At 40.0% G+C, this 24,428-nt stretch carries 17 protein-coding genes, 1 tRNA gene, 1 rRNA gene and 1 other RNA gene (1 of these 20 only partly in view); all 20 read right to left on the minus strand.

What is annotated here, in order from left to right:
- Window positions 1–1,439: ribosomal RNA gene (locus EHW90_RS12760) — 16S ribosomal RNA — on the minus strand; it reaches 99 nt to the left of the window's first position.
- Window positions 1,440–1,873: 434 nt separating this feature from the next.
- Window positions 1,874–1,961: transfer RNA gene (locus EHW90_RS12765), tRNA-Ser, on the minus strand.
- Between the two features lie 100 nt (window positions 1,962–2,061).
- Entirely contained in the window at window positions 2,062–2,958 is an 897-nt protein-coding gene (locus EHW90_RS12770) for a DUF6630 family protein (protein WP_124953054.1), read from the minus strand.
- A 141-nt stretch (window positions 2,959–3,099) separates the two neighbouring features.
- On the minus strand, window positions 3,100–4,821 hold the full coding sequence (locus EHW90_RS12775) for a [FeFe] hydrogenase, group A (protein ID WP_124953055.1): 1,722 nt from the start codon (window positions 4,819–4,821) through the stop codon (window positions 3,100–3,102).
- Window positions 4,815–6,647, minus strand: a complete 1,833-nt coding sequence (locus EHW90_RS12780) for an NAD(P)-binding protein (protein ID WP_124953056.1) — start codon at window positions 6,645–6,647, stop codon at window positions 4,815–4,817. Before EHW90_RS12780 ends, EHW90_RS12775 begins: the two co-directional genes overlap by 7 nt.
- Window positions 6,648–6,900: 253 nt before the next feature.
- Entirely contained in the window at window positions 6,901–7,506 is a 606-nt protein-coding gene (locus tag EHW90_RS12785; RefSeq protein WP_124953057.1) for a regulatory protein RecX, read from the minus strand.
- Window positions 7,503–8,666 (minus strand): recombinase RecA, encoded by a 1,164-nt coding sequence (gene recA, locus EHW90_RS12790; protein ID WP_124953058.1) that lies wholly within the window; start codon window positions 8,664–8,666, stop codon window positions 7,503–7,505. Before recA ends, EHW90_RS12785 begins: the two co-directional genes overlap by 4 nt.
- A gap of 132 nt (window positions 8,667–8,798) precedes the next feature.
- Window positions 8,799–10,163 (minus strand): sugar transferase, encoded by a 1,365-nt coding sequence (locus EHW90_RS12795; protein WP_124953059.1) that lies wholly within the window; start codon window positions 10,161–10,163, stop codon window positions 8,799–8,801.
- 137 nt (window positions 10,164–10,300) lie between these two features.
- On the minus strand, window positions 10,301–11,263 hold the full coding sequence (gene dusB / locus EHW90_RS12800; RefSeq protein ID WP_124953076.1) for a tRNA dihydrouridine synthase DusB: 963 nt from the start codon (window positions 11,261–11,263) through the stop codon (window positions 10,301–10,303).
- A complete protein-coding gene (locus EHW90_RS12805) occupies window positions 11,256–11,696 on the minus strand; it encodes a GtrA family protein (protein ID WP_243114024.1) in 441 nt (146 codons plus the stop codon). The genes dusB and EHW90_RS12805 overlap by 8 nt, the downstream gene beginning before the upstream one ends.
- Window positions 11,677–12,054 carry a DUF6145 family protein gene (locus EHW90_RS12810; protein WP_060930654.1) on the minus strand — a complete coding sequence of 126 codons (378 nt, stop codon included), beginning with the start codon at window positions 12,052–12,054 and terminating at the stop codon, window positions 11,677–11,679. Before EHW90_RS12810 ends, EHW90_RS12805 begins: the two co-directional genes overlap by 20 nt.
- A gap of 1 nt (window position 12,055) precedes the next feature.
- Window positions 12,056–13,024: a 6-phosphofructokinase gene (gene pfkA, locus EHW90_RS12815; protein ID WP_124953060.1), complete on the minus strand. Its 969-nt coding sequence runs from the start codon at window positions 13,022–13,024 to the stop codon at window positions 12,056–12,058.
- Window positions 13,025–13,226: 202 nt separating this feature from the next.
- Window positions 13,227–13,489: signal recognition particle sRNA large type (gene ffs / locus EHW90_RS12820), an RNA gene on the minus strand.
- A gap of 67 nt (window positions 13,490–13,556) precedes the next feature.
- Window positions 13,557–14,732: a DNA-processing protein DprA gene (locus EHW90_RS12825; protein WP_124953061.1), complete on the minus strand. Its 1,176-nt coding sequence runs from the start codon at window positions 14,730–14,732 to the stop codon at window positions 13,557–13,559.
- Between the two features lie 3 nt (window positions 14,733–14,735).
- Window positions 14,736–16,787: a RecQ family ATP-dependent DNA helicase gene (locus EHW90_RS12830; RefSeq protein ID WP_124953062.1), complete on the minus strand. Its 2,052-nt coding sequence runs from the start codon at window positions 16,785–16,787 to the stop codon at window positions 14,736–14,738.
- Between the two features lie 57 nt (window positions 16,788–16,844).
- Entirely contained in the window at window positions 16,845–20,183 is a 3,339-nt protein-coding gene (gene mfd / locus EHW90_RS12835; RefSeq protein WP_124953063.1) for a transcription-repair coupling factor, read from the minus strand.
- Window positions 20,184–20,191: 8 nt separating this feature from the next.
- Window positions 20,192–20,764, minus strand: a complete 573-nt coding sequence (pth, locus tag EHW90_RS12840) for an aminoacyl-tRNA hydrolase (RefSeq protein ID WP_243114025.1) — start codon at window positions 20,762–20,764, stop codon at window positions 20,192–20,194.
- 28 nt (window positions 20,765–20,792) lie between these two features.
- A complete protein-coding gene (locus tag EHW90_RS12845; RefSeq protein ID WP_124953065.1) occupies window positions 20,793–22,127 on the minus strand; it encodes a glycoside hydrolase family 32 protein in 1,335 nt (444 codons plus the stop codon).
- Window positions 22,128–22,135: 8 nt separating this feature from the next.
- The gene (locus EHW90_RS12850) at window positions 22,136–23,323 is read right to left on the minus strand and encodes a toxic anion resistance protein (protein WP_124953066.1); all 1,188 of its coding nucleotides are present in this window, start codon (window positions 23,321–23,323) and stop codon (window positions 22,136–22,138) included.
- A 12-nt stretch (window positions 23,324–23,335) separates the two neighbouring features.
- The gene (locus EHW90_RS12855) at window positions 23,336–24,424 is read right to left on the minus strand and encodes a 5-bromo-4-chloroindolyl phosphate hydrolysis family protein (protein ID WP_124953067.1); all 1,089 of its coding nucleotides are present in this window, start codon (window positions 24,422–24,424) and stop codon (window positions 23,336–23,338) included.
- Window positions 24,425–24,428: the final 4 nt, after the last annotated feature.

Here is a 24,428-nt window from a genome sequence, read left to right on the forward strand (position 1 = left end):
GGTTAGGTCACTGACTTCGGGCATTGATGACTCCCATGGTGTGACGGGCGGTGTGTACAAGACCCGGGAACGTATTCACCGCAGCATTCTGATCTGCGATTACTAGCGATTCCAGCTTCATATAGTCGAGTTGCAGACTACAATCCGAACTGAGACGTTATTTTTGTGATTTGCTTGACCTCGCGGCTTCGCTTCACTTTGTTTACGCCATTGTAGCACGTGTGTAGCCCAAATCATAAGGGGCATGATGATTTGACGTCATCCCCACCTTCCTCCGGATTATCTCCGGCTGTCTCGTCAGAGTGCCCATCTTACTGCTGGCTACTGACGACAAGGGTTGCGCTCGTTGCGGGACTTAACCCAACATCTCACGACACGAGCTGACGACAACCATGCACCACCTGTATCCCTTGTCCCGAAGGACTAGCCTCATTACAAAACTATTCAAGAGTATGTCAAGATTTGGTAAGGTTCTTCGCGTTGCTTCGAATTAAACCACATGCTCCACCGCTTGTGCGGGTCCCCGTCAATTCCTTTGAGTTTCATTCTTGCGAACGTACTCCCCAGGTGGAATACTTAATGCGTTTGCTTGCGGCACCGAAGAGTTTACCTCCCCGACACCAAGTATTCATCGTTTACTGCGTGGACTACCAGGGTATCTAATCCTGTTTGCTCCCCACGCCTTCGAGCCTCAACGTCAGTTGTCGTCCAGTAAGCCGCCTTCGCCTCCGGTGTTCCTCCTAATATCTACGCATTTCACCGCTACACTAGGAATTCCGCTTACCCCTCCGACACTCAAGCCAAACAGTTTCCAAAGCAATTCATGGGTTGAGCCCATGCATTTCACTTCAGACTTGCTTCGCCGTCTGCGCTCCCTTTACACCCAGTAAATCCGGATAACGCTTGCCCCCTACGTATTACCGCGGCTGCTGGCACGTAGTTAGCCGGGGCTTCTTAGTCAGGTACCGTCATTTTCTTCCCTGCTGATAGAGCTTTACATACCGAAATACTTCTTCACTCACGCGGCGTCGCTGGATCAGGGTTTCCCCCATTGTCCAATATTCCCCACTGCTGCCTCCCGTAGGAGTTTGGGCCGTGTCTCAGTCCCAATGTGGCCGTTCACCCTCTCAGGCCGGCTACCGATCGTCGCCTTGGTGAGCCTCTACCTCACCAACAAGCTAATCGGACGCGGATCCATCTTATACCTATAAATATTTTACCCCTGCACCATGCGGTGCTGTGGTCTTATGCGGTCTTAGCGGAAATTTCTCTCCGTTATCCCCCTGTATAAGGCAGGTTATCCACGCGTTACTCACCCGTCCGCCACTAAGTCTACCAAAATTCCGTCCGAAGACTTCCTTTTAGCAGCTTCGTTCGACTTGCATGTGTTAAGCACGCCGCCAGCGTTCATCCTGAGCCAGGATCAAACTCTCATATAAAAGTTTAATCTAGCCTGTCGCTAGCTTGCATCTGTTTTCACAGATCTACTGTTTTTTTAAAGGTTTTAAATTCTGTTCGAATCTAAACGTTGTTTTTCTGAAACTTCATTACATAATCATATGTAGCACCATTGTCTCGCTACGCTCGACGAGGTGCACTATTTTTCTAAGCTCGAACTTCGCTTCGCTCGTTCTCGCTAAGAAAAATATGTGAATTTTCAGGGTTGTGTGTACTGTTTAATCTTAAATTATCATGGTTCATTGCTTCGCTGTCTCAAACAGCTTTGCTATTATATCAAGTTTATTTCAGCTTGTCAAGAAGTTTTTATTCTTTTTCAAACCTTTTGAACTCTTGCTCTCTTCGAGCAACTCAGATATCCTATCATATCTGTTTTTTCTTGTCAACAACTTTTTTAAAGTTATTTTACAAGAAACGGAGAAAGAGGGATTTGAACCCTCGCGCCGGTTGCCCGACCTACACCCTTAGCAGGGGCGCCTCTTCGGCCTCTTGAGTATTTCTCCTTGATTGCTTTCGCAATGCTTACACATTATACAAGAACAACTCTAATCTTGTCAATAACTTTTTCAAAGTTTTTTAACACATTTTTGACAAATCAGGAAACTACATATTTTGGGCAAAATCAATCCTGTGATTTATACTCTTGGCAAGTTCCGTCAATTTTCTCAAACTATCTGTTTTACATATAAATAATACATAACTGTCGCTGTCTATATCAATACCTGCTATACAGTATCCGTCTTTCATCCATCTATCATCCAACTCTTTACACCAAGACGGAATGTCCCCTTCATCATCAAGCATACTGTCGTCTACAACAAGATTATTCTCATTTGCCAATTCTTCTATACTTGATAAGAATTCATCTTTTTCTTCTTTCCAGTCAAGCTCTGTTGCTATCCCGCTCTCAAGCATTTCATCCGCTACGGCAATCCAAACAAAGGTATCTATAGCATCTCTGTCTGTAATACCCCTATCTTCATACCTGTCCGCATTATCTTTAAAGTATTCTCTCGGATAACAAAAACACCTGTCCATATTTTGTAAAAAAACTTCATTATCCGATATGGTCTTTACAAGATCTTTGTAGACCTCCACATTAGCTATCTTGACATCAGCACTGTCAAATACAACTTCCCAGCTTGAACAATCGGGAACTATATTATCCTTCATAAGGAGTTGAATCATATCCGTTACCTTATCTTTGTCAAATCCCTCTTTTCCATAGATAATAATGTTGTCTCTATCATTAACATCCGATGTGCTTACTTCAAAATGATAATTCTCATCTCCCTCATCCCTACATATCTGTACGAAATTCAATCTTCTGTTATTTACATCAATCTTCTTTTCAGGTGTCAAGACAATAAAATATATCTTTCCGTTTCTTATAGAATCCAACAGGCTTTCGACCTCTTGCGCTGTACATCCGCCCTTTTCTTCTCCGTCAATATCAAGCTTCCAATCGGACTTTCTCTTGTTAAAGATATTAAACAACATACTCTAATCTCCATCTTAATCATACTGTATACAAAAATTCTAAGGAAATGTAAAAAACACTTCCTTAGAAAATAAATTTACTTAACACACTCGTACCGATATGTAAATCATAATTTCAAAACAATTTTATTATAAAAAACATTACTCGTGTACATGCAAAAGCTCATGCGCCTTATGTGAAAGAGGTTTATGGAAATACTCGTCATACAGTGCAATAATATCTTTATTCTCATGCGAGTATCTTATCTCGGAGTTCTCATCCAGGAAATAAAGCTTCTTACCTCTGTCAAATGCAAGCTCGTAGCCGTCCTTTACAGGCTGTCCGCCGCCGCCTACGCAACCTCCCGGGCAGGCCATAACTTCCACAAAGTCATACTTTGCTTCACCACGCTCAATCTTGTTAAGCAGCTTTCTGGTGTTACCGAGTCCGCTAACTACAGCGATATTAAGTTCAATATCATCAATATTAAACTTAGCCTCAATGGTTCCGTCATTCTCCTGGAATGCCTTACTTCTTACCGGCTTAAATGCATCCGCCGGCGGATTTTCTTTCTTTATTATGCTGTATGCGGTTCTAAGCGCCGCCTCCATTACTCCTCCGGTAGCACCGAATATTACTCCGGCTCCTGAGTAATCACCCATAGGTCTGTCGGCCACCACATCTTTCAGACTCTTCGGATCTATATGTGATGCTCTTATCATACGGGTAAGTTCTCTTGTAGTAAGTGCTATATCCACATCGTGACCTGCATACTCTCCGTGGAAGAGTTCCATTTCTCTTTCACCCTTCTTGGCTACACAAGGCATGATGGAAACGGATACCATATTTTCAGGATTTACTCCGATCTTCTCTGCAAAATAAGACTTCATTACCGCGCCGAACATCTGTTGAGGTGACTTTGCTGTAGAAAGTGATTTTGCCATTCTCGGGAACTGTGATTTTGCAAATCTTACCCAGCCCGGACAACAGGAAGTAAACATAGGTCTGTCGCCGATCAAACCATTGGTATATCTGTGTACAAACTCATTCGCCTCTTCCATAATAGTAAGGTCTGCCGAGAATGATGTATCAAATACGTAGTCTGCACCCATTTTCTTCAATGCATCTACAATCTTTCCTACTGTAGCATCCTTGTCTTTCAGACCGAATACTTCACCCCAAGCCGTTCTGACAGCAGGTGCAATCTGAACTACAACAGTCTTTTCAGGGTCTGCAATTGCATCCCAGAACTTGGAAGTATCATCCCTTTCACTTAATGCACCTACAGGACAATGTGTAATACACTGACCGCAAAGTGAGCAGTCGGCTTCTTCAATCTTCTTATATCCTGTTACATTGACGGTAGTTCTGGCACCTGTACCGTGTAAATCCCATACGCTTAGTGTCTGCATCTTGTCACAAACCTGTATACATCTCATGCACTTAATACATTTTGACGAATCTCTGATAAGAGGAAAGTTCTTATTCCACGGCTGTTTCTCAAGTTCAACGGCAAAAGGTATCTCAAGTATATTCAAATCATTGGCTACTTTTTGAAGTGAACAGTTGCCGCTCTTAGCGCATATTACACATCTGTTATCATGCTGTGAAAGTATAAGCTCTACAGTCTTTCTTCTGTCTCTGATTACTTTCTTACTGTTTGTAAAGATTTCCATGCCTTCTTCACATACATTATTACAGGAAGTTATAAGCTTATCCTTACCCTTTAACTCAACAACGCATACTCTACACGCCGCTATTTCATTCAGACCTTTTAAGAAACACAATTTCGGAATCTCTATATTTATCCCTGCCGCTGCTTCCATAATTGTAGTATTTTCTTTTACGGAAACAGGTATATTATCAATAGTTAAGTTTACCATATACTCTCCCTACCTCCTTTGAAAATACCGAAGCCGAAGTGGTCACATCTTAGGCATCTGCCTGCCTCTTGCTTCGCCTCTTTTTCAGTCATGCAATTTTCAACACCTTCAAAATCAAGAACTCTTTCACAAGCTTCTCTTTCTGTAAGTTCCACTCTGCCGCAAGGGCTCTTATCCTCAAGGCTTGCCTCAGGAATCTCCACATCCACACTTATCTGGTGGTGATAACCTAAGTACTCGTCAATGTTTGCAGCTACCACCTTAGCCGCACCTATAGCCTTGATAACTGTTGCAGGTCCGCTGGCACAATCTCCTCCGGCAAATACTCCCGGCATATCCTTGAACGCACCTGTAGAATCTGTGATAATCTTTCCGTTAGATACAGGGATTCCCGCATCTTCAAAATGCTTTGTCTCTATGTTTTGTCCTATTGCAACTACCAAAATATCACAAGGAATATATACATCCTCTTCACCTGTCGCCTTAACACTTGCTCTTCCGTCCTTTATAGCGGAAATCATCTGAGGCTTAACATATATACCCTTTATATGGTTGTTCTCATCCACATCTATTGAAGACGGTGCCATAAGGGTTCTAAGTTCAATACCCTCCGCAACCGCAGCTTCCACCTCTGTAGGCAGTGCGGTCATATCGGCAACTCTTCTTCTATAGGCAATGCTTACCTTTTTTGCACCCATTCTCTTTGCGGTTCTTACCGCATCCATAGATACATTTCCGCCGCCTATTACACATACATTCTTACCTGTCAAATCTTTTATGATGTTCTTACCTACATCACGCAAAAACTCTACAGCCGAAACAACTCCTACGGCATCCTCATGTTCAAGTCCAAGCTTCTTATCTGTACTTGCACCTATAGTTATAAGTACCGCATCATAGGCATTCTTTAAATCATTGATGGAAATATCTTCACCTATTTTAAGACCGTGTTTTATTTTTACACCTGTCTTTAGTATTGCTCTTATATCCTCATCCAATCTGTCCTTAGGCAATCTGTAGTTCGGTATACCGTATCTTAACATACCGCCAAGCTCAGGAAGCATCTCATATACTGTAGTCTGATGTCCCATCAGCTGCAAAAAGTATGCCGCACTGAGTCCGCCCGGTCCGCCGCCGAGTATCGCAATCTTCTTACCTGTAGACGGAGCACATTTCGGCGGATCCACCTCACCTGCAAAATCTGCCGCAACTCTCTTAAGTCCGCGAATATTTATAGAGTCGTCCACCATATTTCTTCTGCATCTGGCTTCACAAGGATGTTCACATATGAATCCACATGTAGTAGGGAACGGGTTATCTTTTCTTATAAGTCTGACAGAATCCGCATATCTGCCTTCTTTTATAAGGGCAATATATCCCGGTATATCTACCTGTGCAGGACACAAGTTTACACAAGGTACAGGCTGATTGTATGAGCATGTACATCTGCCGTGTGCTATATGTTCTATATAGTCATCTCTGTATCCTATAATACCCTTATACACCATATTGGCCGCTTCATAGCCTATGGCGCAATCTGCCGATTCCATAATGCTTAGAGCGGTCTTCTCCATTAACTTAAGGGAAGCCATGCTGCCCTTGCCGTCAAGCACATTCTCAATCAACTTCTCAAGTTGTCCTAAGCCGATTCTACATGGAACACATTTGCCGCATGTTTGAGCGTGAGCCAGCTCAAGGAAAGCTCTTGACATATCCACCGGACAAAGTCCCGGAGGGGATGCCTCAATTCTTCTTTCCAAGTTTTTGTATAGCTCCTCCATTACAATTCTTGCTCTACTTGGGGAGACTATCTCTAATCTACTCATATCCTCTTACTCCTGGAATTATTTACCTCACGGTATATATATGTTTGTCTTACATATATTATTATTTTATTTCATGAAATAATAACAGCACATATCTTTGTTAATTTTTGATACGAACTCTTTACCACCATTATATACTTTTTTAACAAATTTTGTAATACTTTTCTGAAAAGTCTTTTATTTAACAAGTATGTTTGTTATTTAACTACTTCTTTCTGCCAATAATTGCACAAAAAAGGACATTGTCGCAATCCTATTCATCTGCGGCAATGTCCTTTATTACATCCTTAATCTTATTATACTTATAACCTTTTCTCATTATTGAAGCTATTATCTTTTGCTTTTTTTCAGGCTCATCCATCTCAAAGTAATGCTTTTTCTCCAAGAGTTTTCCAATCATAGGTGATTCATCTATGTCCGCTTCCTCAAGTACATTATCTATTATTTCTTTGTTGATGCCTTTTTCCATCAATTTATATTTCAAATTCAGCTTGCTGTATTTGTCTTTATATGTGGATACATAGCGCTCTGCATATCTTTCATCATTTATATATCCGAATTTCTTAGCCTTTTCTATAGCTTCTTTGACGGCTTCTTCAGGATAAAACGAGAGCCTCAGCTTCTTTATAAGGTCATTCTCCGACTTGAACGACCTTTCCAGTATATGTAAAAGTCTCGCAAAGGCTCTCTTTTTTAGGGTAGGGTAGATAGTTACATAATATTCTTCTTCATCTATCTCCCTACCGACTTCAATATCCAATCTTCTCATCTCACCCTTATACAGGGCAAAACTTTCATTGTCATCAAAGATAATCCTGCTCTTTTTAGTGTTTATCGAAATAATCTCTCTTACAATCAATCTTCTTCCTCTAATACCACTCCGTTTGCATTCTCTTCTTCTATAGGTGAGCCGTCAAACTCTTCATCTTCCTCTCCGTCTATCGGATCGTACTCTATAAGTTTTTCACCGTTTTCAGATGCAAGTTTGAACTTCTCTCTTATCTGTGCTTCCACCTTCTCACATATATCAGGGTTGTCCAAGAGGAATTTCTTTGCATTTTCTCTGCCTTGACCGATCTTGTTGCCCTCATAGGAATACCAGGCGCCGCCCTTTTCTATAACATCACTTGCAACTCCAAGGTCAAGTATCTCTCCGGCCTTGGATATACCCAGTCCGTACATGATATCAAACTCGGCCTCTTTAAAAGGAGGTGCCACCTTATTCTTTACTACCTTTATTCTGGTCTTTGTACCTATAAGCTCTCCGCCCTGCTTTATCTGCTCGACTTTTCTTACATCAAGTCTTACTGAAGCATAGAACTTCAATGCTCTACCGCCTGTAGTGGTCTCAGGACTTCCGAACATAACGCCTATCTTATCTCTAAGCTGGTTGATAAAGATAACTATACAGTTACTCTTACTTACTATACCTGTAAGCTTTCTAAGTCCCTGACTCATAAGTCTTGCCTGCAAGCCCATATGTGAGTCACCCATATCGCCTTCTATCTCACCCTTAGGTACAAGAGCCGCTACCGAGTCAACTATTATAATATCAATGGCTCCGGATCTTACCATTGTCTCTGTAATCTCAAGTGCCTGTTCACCGTTGTCAGGCTGTGATACATATAACTCATTTATATTGACACCTATTCTCTCGGCATATGCAGGATCAAGTGCATGCTCAGCATCAATAAACGCCGCAATACCGCCAAGCTTCTGTGCTTCCGCAACCATATGAAGAGCTACCGTAGTCTTACCTGATGACTCGGGACCATATACTTCTATTATTCTGCCCTTCGGAATACCGCCTACTCCAAGTGCTATATCAAGTCCGAGTGAACCTGTAGGAATAGTCTCCACATTCATGTGAATATTACCGTCTCCAAGCTTCATCACCGAACCCTTACCGTATGCTTTCTCTATCTGTGTCAGAGCGGACTCAAGCGCCGCCTGCTTCTCACTATGTTCCGTTACCTGTTTTACTTGTTGTGTTGCTTTGGAATTTTTATCCTTTTTCATAACAACCTCCATCGAATGTATGTTCTCTTTTATTGTATACGCTTATATGATTTTTGTCAACATATGAAAAAATAGAAATCTTTGCCGTGTAACACCATCTTATCACAAAAAAAGCAGGTTTGCACCCTGCTTTTACTTATCCTTATTATTGGCATTTGTCTCGCCTTCACCTACGCCCTCTGTGGACTCCTTCATAAATAAAACTTTAGGAGTCAAAACAATCAAAATAAGATCCATCCAGAGACTGTAGTTTCTTATATAGTGTAAGTCAAGTTTTAACTTATCGTATGGAGTGGTATTGTACTTTCCATGCACCTGTGCGTATCCTGTAAGTCCCGCCTTCATCTTCAGTCTCATAGCAAACTCAGGCAAATCCTCCATATACTCTGCGGCGATTTCAGGTCTCTCAGGTCTTGGACCTACCAGACTCATCTCACCCTTTATTATATTAAATAACTGCGGCAACTCATCCAGCCTTGTAGCTCTTAATATCTTACCTACATCGGTTATCCTGTTGTCAGCTTCACCTGCAAGCCTTGCCACTCCGTCTTTTTCCGCATCCACTCTCATAGTTCTGAACTTATATATCTTAAAAAGTTTACCGTCTATTGTAAGTCTTGTCTGCGTGTAAAAAATCGGTCCTCTGTCTGCCAGATGTATTGCAGCTCCGAACATCACAAATAACGGAGATGTAAGTATTATTCCGATCAAACTTACTACAATGTCTATAAATCTCTTTACCGCCATCTGATCTATCTGCAATCCCTCATTCTTTGAGAGAAGTATAGGTGTATCAAACAGGTTCAGATTGGTAGATGATCTTACCAAAATATCACTTATCTTCGGTATCATATATACTCTGATGCTTGAGTCATAGCACTTTTTTAGGATGAGGTTTCTGTCATGTGAAGGTACATCACCTACGACAATGCCTTCAAATTCTTTGGCCTTTTCCATTATCTTATCAATGCCCTCATCAATGCTTATGGACCCCCCGATAACATACTTGTCGTCTCTGGCACCTATCTTTTCCATTATGGAAAATACCGGCCTCACTCCATATACTACCAGTAATCTTCTCGGCGGAAAGAGTACACCGTATATCCATTGAAATAAAAAAACCCAAATACAAACTATTATCCCGTCTACAACGGTCAACAGTATAAAAGAGACCGGTGAATGAAACCGCTTATCAATCAGGGCCAATATAAAGTATCCTATCGTATTCACTATAAACAGTGAAAGTATATGTGAATAAATTATATTTCCTCTTTTCAGATAACCTATTTTGAGTCCGCCGTAGGTCTGCAAAAAGAATACCAAAAGCACACCGTACAGTGCGGAAAGCAGCCAGATTCCTCTTCTCCAGAATCTTTCTTCTATTATATTGTTGAGATACAGTTGCCAAAGCAGCCAATAAAGTCCCACTTCAATAAGCAATATAACGGCAGCCGAGCCGAATTTTAAAATACGCTTATACTGTTCTTTTCTATTCATATATCCTCCGGTTGGGATGTAAAATAGATATGTAAATTTATATGGTAAAGCCTTATGTCCGACTAAAACTTATATTCACATACTCTGCCACCATTGTAACATATTTTTTATATTTATGTATTAAAATTTACATAATATCACACTGTCGACTTAAGCAATGACTCCAGCTCATCGTACTTTTCAACATGGTTTACCTTATCTCTAAGTGCTGAAGAGCCCTTCATACCATGTGTATACCACGCCACATGCTTTCTCATCTTTCTGACAGCCATAATTTCATCGTCATATTCCATCTGTAGTCTGCAATGTCTTAAAATCATATCAACTATCTCTTTTGCAGTAGGTTTTACCGGCGTATCTCCATTCAAATATGCTCTTATCTCTCTGAAAATCCAAGGATTTCCTCTTGCCGCTCTTGCAATCATTATCCCGTCACAACCTGTATACTCATACATTCTCTTTGCACTTTCGCCGTCCACCACATCACCGTTACCTATTACAGGTATACTCAGTGCCAACTTTACATCTCTTATAATATTCCAATCAGCCTTACCTGAGTAATATTGCTCTCTGGTTCTTCCGTGTACGGCAACAGCGCTTACTCCTGCACCTTCCGCTATCTTTGCAATCTCAACCGCATTGATATTATCTTCATTGAAGCCTCTTCTTATCTTCAATGTCACAGGCTTTTTTACACTCTTTACCAGCTTTGACAATATCTCTTCCACAAGCTTAGGATTTTTCATCAGCGCGGAGCCTTCACCGTTATTGACTATCTTCGGTACGGGACAGCCCATATTGAAATCGAATATATCAAAATCTCTGTCTTCTATACTTGCCGCCATCTCGGCTATTATATCAGGGTCCGAACCGAAAAGTTGCAATGCTATAGGATGTTCAGCTTTATCTATTTTCATAAGCGGCTCTGTATTTTTATTTTTAAAATATATCGCTTTTGCGCTTACCATCTCCGTCACAAGCAGTGAAGCGCCCATTTCCTTACATAAATGACGAAATGGCAAGTCGCTTACACCTGCCATTGGTCCAAGGCACAATCCGCCCTCTATATTTATGTTTCCGATTTTAAAGTTCTTAAGCATTTTCATTATTCTTTCTAAAAATAAATAATTTTGAAAAAACATAGTTGAGTATGACTACAAGCACACTTGCAATAACCTTTGCAATCAGCCAATATCCCTTTAATATATCTACTCCTACAAACATAATAACCGTTTCCAAAAGCCATGTGGATAATCTCGACACAACAAATGTTATCAGCTCCCTCAGTACAAGCTCATTCTGAAAGCTTTTGCTTTTAAATACCCATATTTTATTGGTTATAAAAGCAAACATAACCGACAATATCCATGCAACTGTATTACTTGCAAGGTTTATCCAATGAAATTTTGTATAACAGATATAATACACTGCAAAATTTACTGCTGTAGTCAGCACACCGAATATAAGATAGAGCAGGACGCCTTCATATTTTTTTATATAAAATATCAGCCTGTCAATCATTGCCGTCCACATTTTCTCCTAAAAATACCACTTTATAAAATAGCTCAAGCTGTGACAAAAGTTCTTCTTTTTTTCTTTGATAAGAACTTATCCTCAGTCCGCTTTCAATATCGTCAAAGTAGAAATCTCCGTCATCCACTCTCACACAAAAATTCAAATTACCGGATTTGTCAAACTCCAAAGTGAGTATGCCTCCCGCCTCTTCGGCAAAAGACACACACATTATCTTAAGTTCATCTTTTATCTCATCCGGTAATCGTTTGAATTTTTCGTTGAAATAATACTTCTGAACATATGAACTTGCGCCGCAAAGAACGATTGAATCACTCTTTGTTAAATCGAAGTCATATCCGTTTATCATTTCAGGCATATTATCTTACCAAAAGCTTGCATATTCTGAACTGGTCTTCCGATATGTCCTTCTTCATTGCCAATGCTTCCTGGATATCAAAATCTACAAAATCACCGTTTTTGTAAGCTACAAGTCTGTTTGACTTTCCTGCCAATAAAAGCTCTACAGCCTTGTCACCCATTATTGAAGCGTATACTCTGTCCATACATGTAGGAGCTCCACCTCTTTGCATATATCCAAGTATTGTAGCTCTTGTCTCTATTCCTGTAGCGGCCTCAATTCTCTTTGCCATAGAAACGGAATGTCCGATTCCCTCGGCATTGATTATGATATGATGCTTTTTACCGCGCTTTCTGTTCTCAATAATCCTGTCTATAAGTGCCTGCTCATTGCCGTCATATCTCTCAGGCAACAATACATCCTCGGCACCGTTTGCAAATCCGCACCAAAGTGCGATATATCCTGCATTTCTTCCCATTACCTCTATTATAGAACATCTCTCATGTGATGTAGATGTATCTCTTACCTTGTCAATGGCATCCATAGCAGTGTTTACCGCCGTATCAAATCCTATTGTATAGTCTGTACAAGCTATATCAAGGTCGATAGTTCCCGGGATACCTATTGTGTTGATTCCAAGTGCGGAAAGCTTACCTGCACCTTTAAATGAACCGTCACCGCCGATAACCACTACACCGTCAATACCGTGCTTTTTACAGATTTCAGCACCTTTCTTTTGTCCTTCAGCTGTTGTGAACTCCTGGCATCTTGCAGTATAAAGGATTGTACCTCCTCTGTGGATTATCTCAGATACACTTGTACTTTCCATATCCACTATCTCTTCCTGTAAAAGACCTGCATAACCTCTCATGATTCCTTTTACATTTATTCCATTGTGAATTGCTGTTCTAACAACTGCTCTAATAGCCGCATTCATTCCCGGCGCGTCTCCACCACTTGTTAATACACCTATAGTCTTTATTGCCATATATTTCCTCCTATCAAAACGGACAAACTCTATGCTTCCGGCTACTTGTTTGATTCAGTAACAAATAAGTAGCCTCCAAATATCTACATTATTTTATATTAATGAAAAAATTTTTTCAATAGTATTGTTATAAAATCAACAAACACTAAACGCAAAGAGCATTATCAAAAAATCCCCTTTGATTCCTTGATAATGCTCTTTTATGCACGCCTTGCTTCGAATGCCATTCACAAACGTTGCCAAAGTAGCCGGCTCCGCGGCGGCTATCTCACGGCACATGAAAGGTCTTCCTTAGTGCTGCTACATTCCTGTCCTGACACGGTTCGAAAGTTTCCATTGCGTGGGGACCCCCACTTCAACACCACTTGCTTTAGACTGCTAAGCAAATGTACACCCTAGGCAAGGCATCACCCCTACTAAAGCGGATTGTAGGTACAGGACACCGCTATCTCCCCGGCTGTGCGTCTTTAAGTATACTTGTATTTATCTATATTTGTCAAATGATTTTTAAAAATCAATACCACACTTGCTTTTAAGACGGCAGACTGTACATCTGCTTATTTCTTTTTATCTTTCCCTCGGCAACCAATCTCTTAAGCCATATATTCATTTGACCTTTTTGAATATTACACTTTTGCGCAATATCATTTGCATCCATTTCTCCAACTATGCTTTGTACAAGAGACTCTTTCACTACATCATATAAGTCAATAATATTATCTTCTTTTATATTTTCTTTAATCTCATCTTTTCCCGTTGTGAACATATCTATCTGCCTGTAAGCTTCAATATCTTTTTGAAGCGACAAATTTATGGTATCCAAAATAGTTTGTTCTGAAATGACATAAGGTATGGCTCCTTTACTTATCAGCTCTTTATTTCCTTTTTTTACACAACCGCTCCATACAAACAGATTAGTCCATGAATTATTTATATTTTCTACAGCTCCTGTCCACGTTCCGCCTTTTCCGAAGTCTGAACTTACAACAAATGCTCCATGTGCCGCCGCATAAATAAATTTATTTCTGTTCATCGCCCTTCCTACAGAAAAACCTGTGTCAGGATTTACATCTGAAAACAGTAAAATTCTTTTATTTAAAATATTTTGAATTACATCTTTGTTCCTGATTTTTTTGCTCAGTGAATCTCCTATAAATGATACAACATATCCGCCTCCATCTATTGCGGCCTTTTCTGATATACTGTCTACCCCCTTTGCACCGCCTGAATAGATAATAAGCTTTTCTTTTGTGGCTTTTTTTGCCAAATCTTTTGCAAACAGCATTCCGGCATCATCCACATCTCTTGACCCGACTATTGCAATTCCGATCTTTCCAGCCAATGTAATATCCCCCGCATAAAACAGCACCGGCGGCATCTTTTCTCTGAGTTTTCTTTTCAGGTATTTCGGATAATCGCTGTCAAATTGTGTCACAATATATATACCCTTATTCTCAAGCTCCTGTAACTTAAGCGCTATGCTAAAACCCCTGCCTGTTAAAAGCTTTATTTGCTCTTTTTGTTTTTCCGATATAGGCAGTTTTTTGGTAAATTCACTTTTCAATAAGTCGGCAATCTTATAGCCCATATCATTTACAGTCTTACCAAGCCCGTTCCACTCTTTTAATGTCAACGGCTTGTATTCACCCTCTATTCCTAAATTGGTACAAAGCAGTATTGCCGCCATTGCACTGTCTGAATATATCATATCTTAATTATCACCTCTTCCGGCCGTATTTGCCAACGCAAACGGGTATATATCTCCACTGCCCATTTCTCTCATCTTCATGGCACATACAGTAAAGGTCCACCTTGAATCCACCATATCATCTACAAGAAGAATATTTTCTTTCTTGACCTGAATGATTTCAAATGAATCGTTTGCATTTTGATATTGTCCTTTACTGTTCTCAAATTTCTTTTGTTCCTCTGCATTAAACTTCTTTATTCCTTCAAAATATCCTATACCAAGTCTATCGGCAAGCCTTTTCGCAAAATCCGGCACCAATTGTGGATGTCTTTTTGAGGTTACAGGTGTTATCCACTCTATATTATTATTTTTTATAAACTCCGACAATATTTTTACACTTGCATCTACAAGCTCATCCGAAAAATAGCCGTCCAAATACTTTCCCTTTTGTACCGCCATGCCATATCCTGCATCGGCATAATTGCTTAGAACTATACCGCCTTTAAATTGAAATTCCGATTCAATCTTTGTTTTATCCGGAAATTGTTTTCTAGGCTCAATAACTCCAAACTTACTTTTTATAAATTGCTGTGCCCTTTGTACCGTTTCGGCACCAACCGTTTCATCAAAAAGTAAACCTCTGCAATTAGAACATTTTCCACATACTTTTGCGTTCACATCATCTAATTTTTCTGCAATGTACTTCATATAGCAGCCTTTTTGCTTTGTAAATTCATCCATATCCTGCATTTCTTTATGCCTTATTGCAGTTATACCTTCACTTCGCTCCAAATCAGGCTCCCACTTTTTTGCCGACTTATAATAGCCCTTTTTTCTGTTAACATATTCAGTATAAATATCATCACCGACGGTTAAATACTTTAAAGTCTTCTCTACTCTATTTGCTCTTATATTTAAAGCACCTTTGATTTCACTTATAGACTTACCCGGATTGTCTGTTATAAAATCCACAACGATATTCATATCTTTTTCTGTAGGAAAAGCTGAATTGATAAAATATTGATTTATATGCTCATCTTCTTCTCCACACAGCAATATAGCATATGCAAGTTCTATTCCTCTGCCTGCTCTACCTATCTGCTGATAATAAGATACAATATTCGCAGGACGCTGAAAATGAATTACAAACCCGATATCAGGCTTGTCATACCCCATTCCGAAAGCTACTGTGGCCACCAAAACCTTTATTTCATTCTTCTGAAACTTATCAAGTATAATTGCCTTATATTCCTTACTGATATCTGCATAATACTTCTCACTTTTTATATTATTTTCATTAAGCCAATCAGTCACCAAATCACAATCCGCCTTTGTTAAGCAATATACCACTCCGCTTCCCGGCATTTTTTCAATATTTTCAGCCAACCATGCCAATCTGTCCTCTTTTTTCTGCAATTTTATAACTTGTATAGCCAAGCTTTCCCTTATAAGCTCCCCTCTGCTTATTACCAAATTTTCTCCAAGCTGTGCGACTATATCATTGACCACTCTGTCATTTGCTGTGGCTGTAGTGGCAAGTACCGGAACATTACCAGGCAGCAATTGTAATATTTTTACAATTCTTCTGTAATCAGGTCTAAAATCGTGTCCCCAATCCGATATACAGTGAGCCTCATCTACAACAAATAAATTCACTCTGTTTTTGATTTTATCCAAACAGTCTTTAACAAAATCCGCATTTGCTAGTCTCTCCGGAGATATGATCAAAGCATCTACAGTATTATTGTCACATATATCACTTATTATATTATCCCATTCATCCTTATTATCAGAATTAATTGTCTTGACATTGATTCCCAGTTTTTTTGCCGAATCTATCTGATTGTTCATCAAAGCTAAGAGCGGACTGATAATCAATGTAATACCGTCTCTTTCCTTTTCCTTTAAAAGTTTTGCAGACAAAAAATATACCAAGCTTTTACCCCATCCGGTCTTTTGAACTACCAATGTCCTTTTTCCGTTGACAACCGCCTCTATTGCCTCTTTTTGTCCCTCTCTGAACTTTGCATTTTCGCCGTAGCTTTCCCTTAAAATCTCATAAACTCTATCCATCTACAAACTCCTTAAAATATAATAAACAACTACTACAGTTTATTATACACAATTCCCCTAAAACAGCTCCTTCTTCATCCTCTCAAACATCTCCACCGCAAACTCCATTCTGTCTTCCGTAGAGATTTTCTCTCTGTCCCTGTACTCCCAGTTCAGTACTTTATCGTACTTTACCGTGAGGCTTTTGCCGAAGGACTTTAGAAAATTATCCAAGTTATCCATATTCATCTGCTTATTTTCTCGCATTGTCCACTTTATCTGCAACTTGTTCACAATTACATCAGTGATAAACATAGAACTTGCAAGTGCCTTTATCCTTGCAACATACAAAAGATTGCCTACAGGCCTTGGCATCTCACCGAATCTGTCTATCAATTCATCCTGCATATCCGAAAAATCCTCCTCGGTTTTTACAAGAGCGATCTTTTTATATATCTCAAGCTTGGTCTCTTCATTGTCTATATAGTCACTTGGAATATAGGCGCTGTCATCAATCTCAACACTTGCCTCCACTTCCTCTTCCACAGGCTTTCCGGTCTTTAAAGCGGTAACCGCCGTATTTAGGAGTTTTACATACAAATCATATCCGACCTCTTCCATATGCCCGTGTTGAGTCACACCAAGTACATTGCCTGCACCTCTTATCTCAAGATCTCTCATAGCAATCTTTATTCCGGAACCCAGTTCCGTAAACTCTCTGATTGCCTTAAGTCTCTTTGACGCTTCCTCCGATAAAAGCTTGTTCCTTGTATACATAAGGAAAGCATAAGCACTTCTTTTGCTCCTGCCTACTCTGCCTCGAAGCTGGTAAAGCTGTGAAAGACCGAGCCTGTCCGCATCGTGAACTATTATAGTATTGGCATTGGGCACATCAAGACCTGTCTCCACTATGGTGGTGGTGACAAGTACATCCACATCACCGTTTATAAAGTCAACCATCTTGGCTTCAAGTTCTCTCTCATTCATCCTGCCGTGGACATACTCAACATCAATATCAGGCAATAAAGCCCTAACATGTGCCGCCACTTCCTCTATATTGTTGACTCTGTTATAAAGATAATAAACCTGACCGCCTCTGGCCACCTCTCTTCTTATAGCCTCCTTAACAGTCTCATCATGGTACTCCATTACATAGGTCTGTATAGGCTTTCTGTCAACAGGCGGTTCCTCAAGCACCGATAAATCCCTGATACCTGAAAGCGACATATGCAAAGTTCTCGGTATAGGTGTAGCCGTAAGTGTCAGCACATTTACATTTTCACAAAGTTGCTTAAGCTTCTCCTTATGCTTTACTCCGAATCTCTGCTCCTCATCCACTATCACAAGTCCGAGCTTTTTAGGTACCACATCCTTTGACAAAAGTCTGTGAGTACCTATCACTATATCCACAAGCCCCTTGTTAAGATCTTCTATAGTCTTTGTCTGTTCCTTCTTGGTATTAAACCTTGATAAGAGTGCAATCTTTACAGGGAAATCCTTCATTCTCTGCACAAAAGTATTGTAATGCTGCCTTGCCAAAATAGTGGTAGGCACAAGGTATAATACCTGATAGCCCTCCTGTATTACCTTAAAAGCTGTCCTCAGTGCAATCTCGGTCTTACCGTAGCCCACATCACCACATACAAGTCTGTCCATTATCTTTCCGGTCTCAAGGTCTCTCTTTGCATCTTCAATAGCCTTTAACTGATCATAGGTCTCCTCATACTCAAACATCTCTTCGAACTCTCTTTGCCAAAGTGTGTCCTCGCCGTATACCACTCCCTTGCCGTTTAATCTGCTTGCATACAAAGTCACAAGTTCCTTGGCCATTTCCTCGACTTCAGTCTTTACCTTGTTTTTGGTTTTTGACCACTCCACTCCGCCAAGCTTATTTAACTTAGGTTTTTTTATCTCGGCTCCGCCATATTTTTGGATTCTGTTAAGCTTTGAAACCGGCACAAAGCAGTTGTCACCGCCCTGATACTCTATCTTTACATAGTCCTTTATAATGCCGTCTCTTTCTATCTTTTCTATACCTTTGTAGACTCCAAGTCCATGGTCCTCATGTACTACATAATCCCCTATATAAAGCTCACTTAGAGAGGTTACTCTGTCTCCCTCATACTCTTTGTTTCTTCTCTTTTTCTTCTTTTTGTCCTTAAAGATATCGCTTTCAGAAATCACCGCAAAGTTGAGTGCAGGGTACTCAAAACCTGAATGTATATTTCCGACAAATATAGCTATCTGACCGGGAGCAATGTTCACGTCAGAATTTTCCTCAGCAAAAAAAGCATCAAGCGCATAGTCGTTTACAAAGCTGTCACAAAGTCTTTTCGCTCTGGTCTTTGATGCACAGATAAGTGCAACCTTTGTCTTGTCGGACTTGTATCTTTTAAGGTCGTCCACAAGATTTGTAAAGTCTTCATGATATACACCGCTCATTCTTGAAAAGACGGAATAAACAGACTTCACCTCAAGTTCTTTTATTCTGTTATCAAGCCCTGTAAGCGCGATGGCGGGAGACTTATTCAAAGAGTGGAATACCTCCTTTGCGCTGAATATATCGGGGATATCCTCCTTATTATACTGACCCGATTCTATTCTGCCTGCCGCACTCTGATTGTATTCTTCCTCAGTCCTTATGGCCTTGTCCATCGTCCTTGCAGGCTCGTCAATATATATCAAAGTATTTTTATAATCAAAATATCTGAGAAAAGATTCTTCTCCTCCGATTTCTCTTTCCTTTGCCGGATAGATATTCACATACTCAAGTTCCTCTATAGACCTCTGACTTGCAGGGTCGAAGCTCTTCATGGCATCTATCTCGTCATCCCACAACTCTATTCTTACAGGATTTTCCTCAGTCAGCGGAAAAATATCCAGTATTCCGCCTCTTATTGAAAACTGTCCCGGATTGTCGGTCTCAAAGCTTCTCTCATATCCTATATCCGTAAGCTTTTTTGACATTTCTTCCAAGTCAATTTTGTCTTCTTTTTTTATCTCAAGTGTGGCCTTACAAAACTTATTATAGTCCTCAAGCTTGTCCATAAGCGCATCGACGGTGGTAACCACCACACCGCTTTTATCTTCTCTAAGATGCTTCCACACCTCAACTCTTTTTGAAGTTATCTGCAAAGATCTTATATCCGCATTGAAAAAAAGCAAATCTCTGGCAGGGTAGAGATAGACCTCGCCCAAAAAGCAGCCTATATCTTCATATAGCCTGCTCGCATTGTCCTCATCATATGTTACTACCAGTTTCCAAGGCCTGTCATCCTTCATAAGCTCAGAAATCAAATGTGCCTTTCCGGGCTCGGACATATCGGTAACCTGTAAAGGAAACTTATCTTTTTTTATACTTTCTTCCAAAGACTCGAAATCCGCCAGTTTCTTTAAGGGATTTTCAAATAAACTCATATACTTCCTTACTTAGTCTTTTTTACATTGTATTTGTTCATTGCCGTATCATACTGACCGTCCACCATCAGCTTTATAGCCTCTATCGCATGTGATGCGGCTTCATCAAGCTTCTTTTTATCTTCATCATTAAAATGTCCGAGCACATGGTCTGCAAGGTCCATTCTTGCAGGCTTTTCACCTACTCCCATCTTTACTCTCGGGAAATCCGATGTACCCATATGTGCAATCAAAGACTTGATGCCGTTGTGTCCTCCGGCACTTCCCTTTAACCTGATACGCAAATTTCCGGGTTCAAGATTTATATCGTCATACACCACTATTACATCCTTTGCCTCTATCTTAAAGTAGTCCATAAAGGCTCTGACGGACTCACCGCTGTTGTTCATATATGTCTGCGGCTCAAGCAGTATGGCTTTTTCATTCCCTATCCTTACCTTTGCAAACAGCCCCTTATATTTTCTCTCGGTTATATCCTCACCAAGCTCATATGCAAGCTTCTCAACCACATAAAAGCCTGCATTATGTCTGGTGTTTACATACTCTCTTCCCGGATTCCCCAATCCAACTATCAACTTCATATTACTATCTTTTCTATTTTTAAAAAACCTAAACATCCAACTTATAAAGCTTTCCTGTGATATTGCCGTTTACTTTAATATCCTTATACTCACTTGGATACATTCTGTTTGACATCACATACTTGCCGTCATTTACAAACACCTCTACGGAACTTGCATCAATCATAAGTCTGAGATTTTCTATCTTTTTTACTCTTATATATCTTGCATCTCTGCCGTATCCGTTTGCAATAAAAGACAGCTCAAAGTCACCTCTACCGGAATCAAAATCAAGCTTTAGAGTATCAAAAATTTCAATATCAAACTTATCGCCGAAATTTTGGGTCTCAAGGTCAAAGGCTCTGTCATCACCTACACTGTAAGACTTATTCTCCTCATCAAAATCAAAGCAATGCTTTCTGAGAGATTCGTATTCCTTTGCAGGCTTCATAATAAGAGTATCATTGTCAAAATCCAACTCTCTGAATGTGCTCATACAGTGCTGATATCCGTACTCGACAGTCGGGTTTGTATACTTTGCATCAGGCATACCCATCCATCCGAGTAGAAGTCTTCTTCCCTCATGTGTAAAGGTCTGCGGTGCATAAAAATCAAATCCCAAATCCGCTTCCTTATACTCCACAATATAGCCGTTTTTTCTGAAATCACCGTCTATAATGAAATATCCGCATGAGTAGATATTTTGGAATTCATACTTTCCGCCCTCAAGCCCCTGCGGACAAGCCATCAAAATCCACTGCCCGTTTATCTCAAACAGATCCGGACATTCCCACATATACCCGAACTTTGCCATAGTCTCAAAAGTTCTGATATGATTCCAGCTGTCCAAATCCTCAGACTCATATACAAGCACCTCACCCTTGTCCTCTTTTGTCCTTGCGCCGAGTACCATGTAATATTTGCCTTCATACTCAAACACCTTAGGGTCTCTCACATGCAAAGTAAGTCCGTCAGGATAATCCTTATTAAACATTATCACATTCTTTGAATCCACACACTCGCCGTCTTTACTCACCGCATGGACCGTGTTATTTTCTCTGCCAGTATTTATATAGTCAAAGTCTCCCTTATGCTTTACATTGCCGGTATAGAAGATATGCATCATATCATCCTTTACCAATGCACAACCCGAGTAGGCTCCGTTTTTATCAAACTCCTTATCCGGAGATAAAAACAAAGGCGCCTCTTCCCAATTTATCAAATCCTTTGATTTAAGATGTGCCCAGTACTTATTTCCGCCTACAGGTTCATAAGCGTACTGATAAAACACATGGTAGTATCCCTTAAAAAAGCAAAGCCCGTTAGGATCGTTCAACCATCCGCTCTTCGGTTCAATATGATATCTTTGTCTCCAATTGTTCATTTTTATTCCTATCTGTTACTGTTTGCCTGTCTGTTACTGATTTCAAGAAGCTTTGTTCTCATCTCGTTTTCTATGTTTCTAAGCTCGGCTTCCGCTTCTTTTCTCTTTTGTCTGCCCTCATCCTGTATCTTTATAACTTCATCAAAGGTAGATATCAAAGTCTTATTGGTATTTTTAAGAGTTTCAATATCTATTATACCGCGCTCCGATTCCTTTGCGGTCTCTATAGTGGCAGTCTTTAGGGCATCCGCATTCCTCTTTAAAAGCTCATTGGTCATATCCGATACAGCCTTTTGTGCCTTGGCGGCATCGTTTGAATGCTTTAATCCGATAGCAATCACCATCTGATTTTTCCAAAGCGGAATAGTGTTTACAATGGTTGACTGTATCTTGTCAGACATCATGGAGTCGTTGTTTTGGATAAGTCTTATCTGCGGTGCCATCTGAAGTGATACGGTCTTTGTAAGCTCAAGGTCGTATATCTTCTTTTCAAAGCGGTTTATCATCTGTGAGAAATCCTTTGCCTTTTGTGTATCCTCAGGCAGACCGCTCTCATCGGCCTTTTTTATAAGCTCAGGCAACTCCACATTGTTGGCTCTTTCAAGTCTTTTCTTTCCTGCCAGAATGTACATAGACAATTCCTTGTAGTAGTTCATATTTAACTCATACATCTTGTCAAGCATCAGCACATCCTTCATAAGAGTCACCTGATGGTCCTCAAGCGCCTTTGCAATATTGTTGACATTGGTCTCCACCTTATCATACTTTGCCTTAAGATTTGCCAGCTTATTGCTTGTTTTCTTAAAGAAACCGAAAAGCCCCTTTTCATCTTCCTCAGTTTCAAGTGAGCGAATTTCACCGACCACTCCTGCAAGCATATCGCCTATCTCACCGAGGTCTTTTGTCTTTACTCTCTCAAGTGCGTTTTCCGAAAAGTCCGCAATCTTTTTTTGACTTCCAACACCATATGCAAGTATTGCCTGAGAATTGGATATATCTATCTTTGACGCAAAATCATCCACCATCTTTTCTTCCTCAGGTGAGAGCTTAACTTCAGGTGTTTCATTTTTCTTTTCCTCTTTTATCTCAACAACTTCAGGCTTTACCTCAGGCATATCAAAGCTTAAGCTTGGAGCCTCTTTTAACATATCATCAAGTGAATTCATATCGTCTTTTTTCAAATCATTCTCATTCATAGTAACACCTCATTATTTCATTTCATCTATAAGACCTTCCTTTGCCAACATTGTCTTAAGCAGTGCGGCATCGGTATCGGCATCAAATGCAGTATCCTTATAAAGTCTGTTCTGGAATTCCATACAGGCCTCATTTATAGAATCTATTGTCAATTCAATCTCTTTTTTAGTACTTAATATTTCCTCATCCGGTGAAATCACATTGTCAAAATCGGAATAAGTCTTTATAAGCTTTATCGTGGTAGGTAAATAATATCTCATAAGCTTATCAAGTTTCTTTAACTCGTCAGGCTCCTTTTCCACCCTGTCAAATATTGCAACAAGCACAGTCTCAAGCTTGCTAAGCTTGGATGACATAGGCTCCGATTTGATTCCAAGGTGCATCTCTTTTATAGAAAGTACATACTGTCTGCCCTCAGGTATAATACTTCCCTCAGATACATTCTTATCCTCTATTACCTGCTGACTTTTTCTCTGATTTTCAAGTGCCAAATACTCTTTATATACTTCATTACTTAACATAAAGCACTGACCGCTTGCATCTATATGTCCCTGTGGAAAATTCCTTCTCTCAATCAGCTTTCGCAGATTCTTTTCTACATTATCTCTGCTCTCGTTTGCAAACATTGCAATATCGTCTATATTCATATAAAGCTTATCATTCATTATACGATAATATTTTTTAGCCTCGTCTACAAGCTTCAGATTTGAGAGTGCCGGTATTGCAAGGACCGCTCCCACTGCAAAAAAAGGAGCCAATGCAACCATTATAATAAGCCATATCTTAAGAGAAAACGGAAGTACCGTCAAAGCCGTGACAAACATCGGTATAGCAAAAATTATCATTATCGGTATTCCGAAAAAAATCCTTAAAAGCAAATCTCCTCTGCTCGCCTTTAGGTATGTCTTCTTCTTTTCTTTTACTTTTTTCGGAACCGTATTTACATTCACATTTTTATTGTACTGTATCGGATTACCGACTCGCCTTAATATATCCAAAGCCTTATTTGAAAACTCTTTGGCCTGATTAAAGGTATTATTTTCATCAAAAACATCTACTACATTATCTCTGATATTATTCCACTCTTTATTATCCTGCATACCC

The organism is Lachnoanaerobaculum orale, from assembly GCF_003862485.1.
Lineage (GTDB): Bacteria > Bacillota > Clostridia > Lachnospirales > Lachnospiraceae > Lachnoanaerobaculum > Lachnoanaerobaculum orale.

What these genes read in the sequence shown, in the direction of transcription:
- EHW90_RS12770 (WP_124953054.1), bottom strand. Translation starts at nt 2,958, where the DNA reads ATGTTGTTTAATATCTTTAACAAGAGAAAGTCCGATTGGAAGCTTGAT.
- EHW90_RS12775 (WP_124953055.1), bottom strand. Translation starts at nt 4,821, where the DNA reads ATGGTAAACTTAACTATTGATAATATACCTGTTTCCGTAAAAGAAAAT.
- EHW90_RS12780 (WP_124953056.1), bottom strand. Translation starts at nt 6,647, where the DNA reads ATGAGTAGATTAGAGATAGTCTCCCCAAGTAGAGCAAGAATTGTAATG.
- recA (WP_124953058.1), bottom strand. Translation starts at nt 8,666, where the DNA reads ATGAAAAAGGATAAAAATTCCAAAGCAACACAACAAGTAAAACAGGTA.
- EHW90_RS12795 (WP_124953059.1), bottom strand. Translation starts at nt 10,163, where the DNA reads ATGAATAGAAAAGAACAGTATAAGCGTATTTTAAAATTCGGCTCGGCT.
- dusB (WP_124953076.1), bottom strand. Translation starts at nt 11,263, where the DNA reads ATGCTTAAGAACTTTAAAATCGGAAACATAAATATAGAGGGCGGATTG.
- EHW90_RS12805 (WP_243114024.1), bottom strand. Translation starts at nt 11,696, where the DNA reads ATGTGGACGGCAATGATTGACAGGCTGATATTTTATATAAAAAAATAT.
- EHW90_RS12810 (WP_060930654.1), bottom strand. Translation starts at nt 12,054, where the DNA reads ATGCCTGAAATGATAAACGGATATGACTTCGATTTAACAAAGAGTGAT.
- pfkA (WP_124953060.1), bottom strand. Translation starts at nt 13,024, where the DNA reads ATGGCAATAAAGACTATAGGTGTATTAACAAGTGGTGGAGACGCGCCG.
- EHW90_RS12825 (WP_124953061.1), bottom strand. Translation starts at nt 14,732, where the DNA reads ATGATATATTCAGACAGTGCAATGGCGGCAATACTGCTTTGTACCAAT.
- EHW90_RS12830 (WP_124953062.1), bottom strand. Translation starts at nt 16,787, where the DNA reads ATGGATAGAGTTTATGAGATTTTAAGGGAAAGCTACGGCGAAAATGCA.
- mfd (WP_124953063.1), bottom strand. Translation starts at nt 20,183, where the DNA reads ATGAGTTTATTTGAAAATCCCTTAAAGAAACTGGCGGATTTCGAGTCT.
- pth (WP_243114025.1), bottom strand. Translation starts at nt 20,764, where the DNA reads ATGAAGTTGATAGTTGGATTGGGGAATCCGGGAAGAGAGTATGTAAAC.
- EHW90_RS12845 (WP_124953065.1), bottom strand. Translation starts at nt 22,127, where the DNA reads ATGAACAATTGGAGACAAAGATATCATATTGAACCGAAGAGCGGATGG.
- EHW90_RS12850 (WP_124953066.1), bottom strand. Translation starts at nt 23,323, where the DNA reads ATGAATGAGAATGATTTGAAAAAAGACGATATGAATTCACTTGATGAT.
- EHW90_RS12855 (WP_124953067.1), bottom strand. Translation starts at nt 24,424, where the DNA reads ATGCAGGATAATAAAGAGTGGAATAATATCAGAGATAATGTAGTAGAT.